Raw genomic sequence first — 6,230 nt, 5'->3', positions numbered from 1 at the left:
ATATGTTTTCTTTTTCCATCCTGATCACGCACCTTTTTTAAGTAGTAATACCAGTATGGCCAAGTTTGAAAGAATATTTTCAAATCATTTAGCTTTTTTGCACCAGAACCAGATGGCTTCCTGCCATCCCTTGTTCGAAGCCAATTCATCTCCCACCTACTCACTTCGCGTTCCTTGAGGAAGGAGTCTTCTTGGCTAAAATGATAAATAACAACCATTTCTATATATCTTATTACAGCAAAATTTTGTTGTAAATTATTAAAATTTTAAACTGAATTTACGCTAATCTAGATACTAAAACTCGTACGCTGAAGTTTGGATTACTTCTCTACCTTCAAATTCGCTAAAAACATTGATTTAAATAGTCTTTTGGTTCTTTTAAAATTGTTCGGACGGAAGACATGTTTTAACCGAACAATTTATTAAAGGATAAAGTATACGAATAGAATTGTTAGGACGGCCTAACAATTTATTTAAACTATCACATTATGTAATGCCATGTTACACATACAGAAAATATAATAGATTATTCACTGTAGCATTGTAGATTCTTTTTGTAATCGGTTGTGATTTTAATAAAAAAAGCAGGTCATTTAGACCTGCTTTTTTAACGTTTTTTAAATGGATTTGAAGTTTTAAGAGTGCTAATAATATTCTCTTCTTCTTGTTGATTTTGTGTTGAAGTAGCTTCACTAGTCTGACGTTTAAATGCAGAGTTTTTACCACCACTGAATCTTGATGCCCCGCCAAATCCTTGGTTTTTATTATAAGGATTGAATGTGTTTTTTTGAACACGATTTGTTGCAAAAGAAATATCTACTTTTTCTTCGTCCTGTTTACGTTGAGCTTCTGCTCTTAATTGCTCTTGTTTTTCAGCCAACTCTTTTCCTTCTCGCGCAAGAGATATATAGCGTTTAGGCATTGTCATACCAGCAAATATAGTGTAGCAAACCGCATATTCATTATCCCAAATTGGATCTCCAAATTTACCAGCGATTTCATCTAATCGTTTATACTCTCCTAAGGTATTACGAATTCTATTTTCCGTATTAACATCTTTGAAGAAGTCTGCGTTAGAAGGTCTTAAAACGAAACCACCATACATTGTTGCTGTTTCAAATTGATGTTCCGCTGAGAAGAATCCCTCATCTAAGCTTCGTTTAATACTATTTTCAAGTGAATGTAAATCGAATTTAGCAATTCTCGCTTTTCCAATTGTTAAGAAACGTCCTGGAATACTTAATAGTTTTATTAAATCCGATGGGTCATATGTAACGTTATCAGAACCATAGTTCTCTGGGATTATGTTTATTTCATGTAAAGTACTCACTACATTATCGTTCGCAACTTCTTTCCAGTTTACATATCTGTTTTTCAGATCTTTCGTGCCTTTTTGTGACTCAATTATACGTTGCATTTGCGTATTATCATTAACAATTACATTTGCTAAAGGCTTTATATCAGAATTTCCAAATAATCTGTCTTGCTCTCTCATAAATTCATCAATTTCACTTAGTAATACAAGTGCATTGTTAATTTCATCAGGATCACCGGATGGTAAAGAAATAAGCATAGATACTGGACAAGGGAAAAACTGTTCACGAATTAATTGTAAAACAAGTGAACCCCAACCTGTTCCAACGCCACCACCAGCTCCAAGACAAATTAAGAATTGGTCTACAATTACTTCTCCCTCTTCATTTGTAAACTTTCGACCGAGCTCTTGGGCTAATTTATCAAGGTATCCATTAGCATTAGGATTAGTTTCAGGGTCAAATAAGTCAGTAACTACAGAAGGTGTACGTGCAGCCCCCTTTAAACCGTCAAAATGAATACGATCTTCTTTAATAATATTTTGTAAATGCATCATATCTGACTCTGCAAAGTTAACAGCTAATGTCGGATAGCAAGTAGTTCCATTCGAAAACTTGTAACCTGCGAATAAATCAGCCTCTTTATTACCTTTTTGACCAGCACCAATAACTCCCCATCGTATACTAATATCATTTACACTATGGTTAGTTGAATGGATATGTTCTAGTTCATTACTGTTTAATAACATATAAAATTCCTCCCCTATACTTATAAATTACGCATTTCCATTGCTTTTTGTTTAAAACACTCTACTATTTCTACACCTAAATCCGATAAGGTATAAATCTTAGACCTTCCTACCCTAGTTTCATCAATATATCCTGCACAATAAAAACTATTTACGGTTGCAAAAACAGTCGGTTTACTTAGCTGTATCATTTCTGCCACAGCCGTTTTATTCAGCATTTGCGCTTCACCATTTTCATTGATAAATGCCATTAATACTTGATAGGCACAATCATCATTACCAATTCTTTCTGCAATTTCTGCAATGTTTAACGTATAAAAGTGATCCCTATTCATTGTTTAACTCCCATCTGTTTAATTAATTCTTGAGAGTGGAAAAATTCACCTAACCTATTTATATCACACTGGGAATGGTATGTAAACTGAAAGTTAAACTTAAATTTAAACTGTTATTTAAACCTTTAGCCACACTAGATATACATATATCTTTCTATAACCCCCAGAAATTTAAACCTAAAATTAAATTTAAATTTAAACCGTTATTTATTTTTATTAAAATTCTTCTATATTTATATAAACTTAATGTCTAAATTTAATAATTGTATAGATTCATAGGTATTAAAAATAACATCTTTAAAATTATTAAAATAAAAAAGTAGCAAGTCCATTTTTAGACTTGCTACTTAAATAAACCAAACTTAGAATCTAGTTCAAAGTTTACTTTCCAAATATTTTTTGTAAGAATGATTTTTTTGATTCTGTCACAATTCGTTCTTGACGTTCTTTTCTTTTTTCTTGAATTAAAGTATCTATAAGATCCTGATTTCTACGTGCCACGATTTGCTCAAGTTCTTGTTTCTCGGTCTTCAGCTCATGCATTTGTTTTACCATTTCCACTTGTAGTTTGATACTTTGATCCAACTTTTCAGTCAAATCTTGAATTAATTCTGTTTGATATTCTACTTTTTTCTCTAGGTTTGTTTTAACCTGGTGTTCTTCTAATGCTACTGGTAGCTCGTCACCATTTAACCAAGAGCGAACTTTCTTATAGCTCCAATTTTGTTCTTGGATCTTCTTCTTAATAGATATAAACTTATTAATGTCATCTTCCGTGTAGCGACGATGCCCACCATTAGTTCTATTTATTTGTAGATTAAACTCTTCCTCGTAAACTCTTAATAAGTCATTCGAAAGCCCAGTAAGTTCAGATACTTCTTTCATTTTATACTCATTTTGTTCTTCGTTTGTTTTACTCTCACTCATAGAAACAACACCTCCTTACAACCGAAAAACTTAGAAAATCTCTTCCATGTTATATTCTACATAGAATGGGCATTATCTTCCTATAGATTACTCTACCATAGAAAAACTAGAAAATCTTAATATAATTTCACTAAAAATCTAGTATTTTTATGTCTATAGATTACATTGTTTATCTATAGTATTCTACATTCTAATATTCATTCTACTTTTATATATCTTCTATATGGTTATTTAGCAAAACTTAGATAAGATTAAATGAAGAAAAACATTGATGTATCAAGGTTTTTTGGAAAGTTAGAATGAACTTATGCTAATTTATGTTCCAACTTACTAAATTAAACTTACCGGTTATTTCTTCAAGTTTTTCTTCTTAAATTGTACTCTCGTCCACTAAAAATAATTTTCCTTGAGTATTATAAAATTGTGGAAAACGAATAGGAAAATATATCTATACATTTAAATTAATTAAAACATAGTACAAAATTTAGCTATTAATAGAAAATATATAGAGTTATTTTTTTGTATATATAGTGATTCATAGGCGGCAACAATAAATATGAACTGTATAATAAGAACCAAGTGACCTAAACAATATGCTATTAAGCTACAAACAACTCTTGTATTTGCACTTAAATGAACACCTATTTTCTTACTAAGTTTTTAAGTCTACATAAATATTTTTATTTAAAATTAGAATGCGCATATCGTTATAAAAGCCTTTTAAATAAAGGGTTTTATTAAAGTTCGAATTAACTTATTCTAGATTTAAATCTAACTTGTTTTAATTCGTGTTTATATCTCGTTTTAACTTTTATTCCAGTAATGTTTTTTGTTTTGATTTAAAAGTCATATTCATCGTGCAAAAAAAGAGAAAATCAGTTTAATGCGGTATATATTTATGGATTCTTGAATTTATAAAATTAGAATTAATATGTTCTAGTATTGTTTCTATGTTTTTGTTGATCGTTTTGTTATATCATTTCTATGTTTTTTTCTTTGTTTGATATGCTAATTTATGTTAAATTAGAATTGTAATTATTGCTCATAATCATTGTTATAAAAGGGTTTTTATTAATATTTTAATACACTTTATCTAGTTTTAAAACCATTTTATAATAATTTTTATGTTCTACATATAGTTCGATATATTGAAAGGTTTGTCTATAAATGAGATTAAAAAACTAGAAAGCTTTTTTTCGAAAATAGAACTATAGAATAACTGTATTAAACTTTAAATTGTTATATAAAAAAATACGATTTTATAAAAAATCGTCTTGCAAGTACCAAAAAATGCATATATGATTACATTAAAATGCGCCAAATCTTAGCTATAGTTATAGTTTTGCCGCAATTGACTAAAAATAAACATAAAAAAGCAAAAAAAAGATCTTTCAGCTTGATGAAATAGCGTCAACTATTTCATCGAGGTTAATCTCTAGGAACCCACGAAACTCTTATTGATTGAAAGTTAAACTTACAATGTTACCTAGATTAAACTTTAGCTTCAAAACCTTTTTTGATTTGTATAAATTTATAAGATAATTTTACTTGATCTTATAAATTTGTGCAACTGAAAAAGGCGATTTTCTTGCGTATTTTGAGCATTGTTTATCTAGAAATATACAAAAATCATCTAGATTTGAGAAGATTTTTGTATATGTGATATTACAGTGTCTTTTTTTGTGCTCTTTTCGGAAGGATTCATTTTAAACAATGAGTACACATTTAAATTTTTCTCAGCAGAATTTTAAAGTCCATGGAGTTAAGTTTTTTGATGGACTTTTTAATATTATAAAACTCGAAAATGAACGCAAAGAATTACCATCCTCAGCATTAGCGACTTATATCATGCTTCACTTTGAATGCAATGATATAGGAATGCTACCACGTGAATTTCAAATAATGGATCTTGCTAAAAAAAGTGGGATTCCCTACACAACAATTTATACAGGATTTCAAGTTTGCTTGGAGCGTAAGCTCGTAAGAGAAATACCTGTTGGAAATCGTACTGTTTATGAAATTGTAGATTATGCATTATACAACCACACTGCTGCAGAAACTACAGATATGATAAATATATCGTTATCGTATTTCCGTATTCCATTTTATTTAATTCAAACAACTATACTAAGTAGCCTTGTAAAGGCTCGAGATAATAGAGGAATTATGATTCTTTTAGAATTAATCAACACATTTTCGAGAAAAATTGGTATGGAACATTATAAGCACAAGATTGAAGATTTCGAGATTACGAGAAAAATGGCTTTTCTAAAGGAAAAGTTGAATCGTAATGCAAAGAAAGTGCGACAATACATAGAGATTGTAAAGCCTATTAAATTTAATGCAGTAGATCTTAAAGATAAGAAATCAAGTGAGTCTCGTATTACACGTGTTAGAAGGCAGGTACAACAAGTTATTATTGAAAAGTTTAATGTCATTTTTTCTTCGAATTGTGTTATTGAAAATGATAAAAAAGAATTACATAGACCTATAGCGAAGTGTAGAAAAGAAGCAGTATCTCGTTTGAAACATATGGGACAAGCGTTAAGAAAAAAAGATAAAGAAAATATAATGACTGCATTTAGACAAGAAATTGTTGATATCGAAATCTATTTACCAACAAAACAAAAACAAAATTAATTATTAATATATGCAATGACTCATGCATTAGATCAAGTTGAAAGTTGTACAAAAGATCAAGAAATATTCTCTATCCCAGCATTTATGCGAGTTCAGTTTAGAGAAGCCTGGACACATTTTGCTGAGAAAAGTTTGTCAGAAGAAGAAAGTATCGAGGGTTCTGGTGCAAAAAAGCTAAATGATTTGAAAATATTCTTTCAAACTTGGCCATACTGGTATTACTACTTAAAAAAGGTGCGTGATCAGGATGGAAAAAGAAAACATAT

General features: G+C 29.8%; 3 protein-coding genes and 1 pseudogene. 1 reads left to right on the top strand and 3 read right to left on the bottom strand.

The window, feature by feature from the left end:
* Positions 1–607 precede the first annotated feature (607 nt).
* The 3 genes from ASE54_RS26840 to ASE54_RS26830 form a co-directional block, all read right to left on the bottom strand.
* Entirely contained in the window at positions 608–2,062 is a 1,455-nt protein-coding gene (locus ASE54_RS26840; RefSeq protein WP_000926085.1) for a cell division protein FtsZ, read from the bottom strand.
* Positions 2,063–2,082: 20 nt separating this feature from the next.
* A complete protein-coding gene (locus ASE54_RS26835) occupies positions 2,083–2,397 on the bottom strand; it encodes a MarR family winged helix-turn-helix transcriptional regulator (protein ID WP_001078053.1) in 315 nt (104 codons plus the stop codon).
* 381 nt (positions 2,398–2,778) lie between these two features.
* Positions 2,779–3,324 (bottom strand): MerR family transcriptional regulator, encoded by a 546-nt coding sequence (locus tag ASE54_RS26830; protein WP_000004357.1) that lies wholly within the window; start codon positions 3,322–3,324, stop codon positions 2,779–2,781.
* A 1,713-nt stretch (positions 3,325–5,037) separates the two neighbouring features.
* Between ASE54_RS26830 and ASE54_RS26825 the strand changes: the two are divergent.
* Positions 5,038–6,102: pseudogene (locus ASE54_RS26825) on the top strand (hypothetical protein); the annotation flags it as partial.
* Positions 6,103–6,230: the final 128 nt, after the last annotated feature.

This window comes from Bacillus sp. Root131, from assembly GCF_001429475.1.
GTDB classification, from domain to species: domain Bacteria; phylum Bacillota; class Bacilli; order Bacillales; family Bacillaceae_G; genus Bacillus_A; species Bacillus_A thuringiensis_S.
This window is presented reverse-complemented; position numbering and strand designations above follow the sequence as displayed.

Bases quoted from the DNA above. Each gene is read 5' to 3' on its own strand.
- ASE54_RS26840 (WP_000926085.1), bottom strand. From the start codon at position 2,062: ATGTTATTAAACAGTAATGAACTAGAACATATCCATTCAACTAACCAT.
- ASE54_RS26835 (WP_001078053.1), bottom strand. From the start codon at position 2,397: ATGAATAGGGATCACTTTTATACGTTAAACATTGCAGAAATTGCAGAA.
- ASE54_RS26830 (WP_000004357.1), bottom strand. From the start codon at position 3,324: ATGAGTGAGAGTAAAACAAACGAAGAACAAAATGAGTATAAAATGAAA.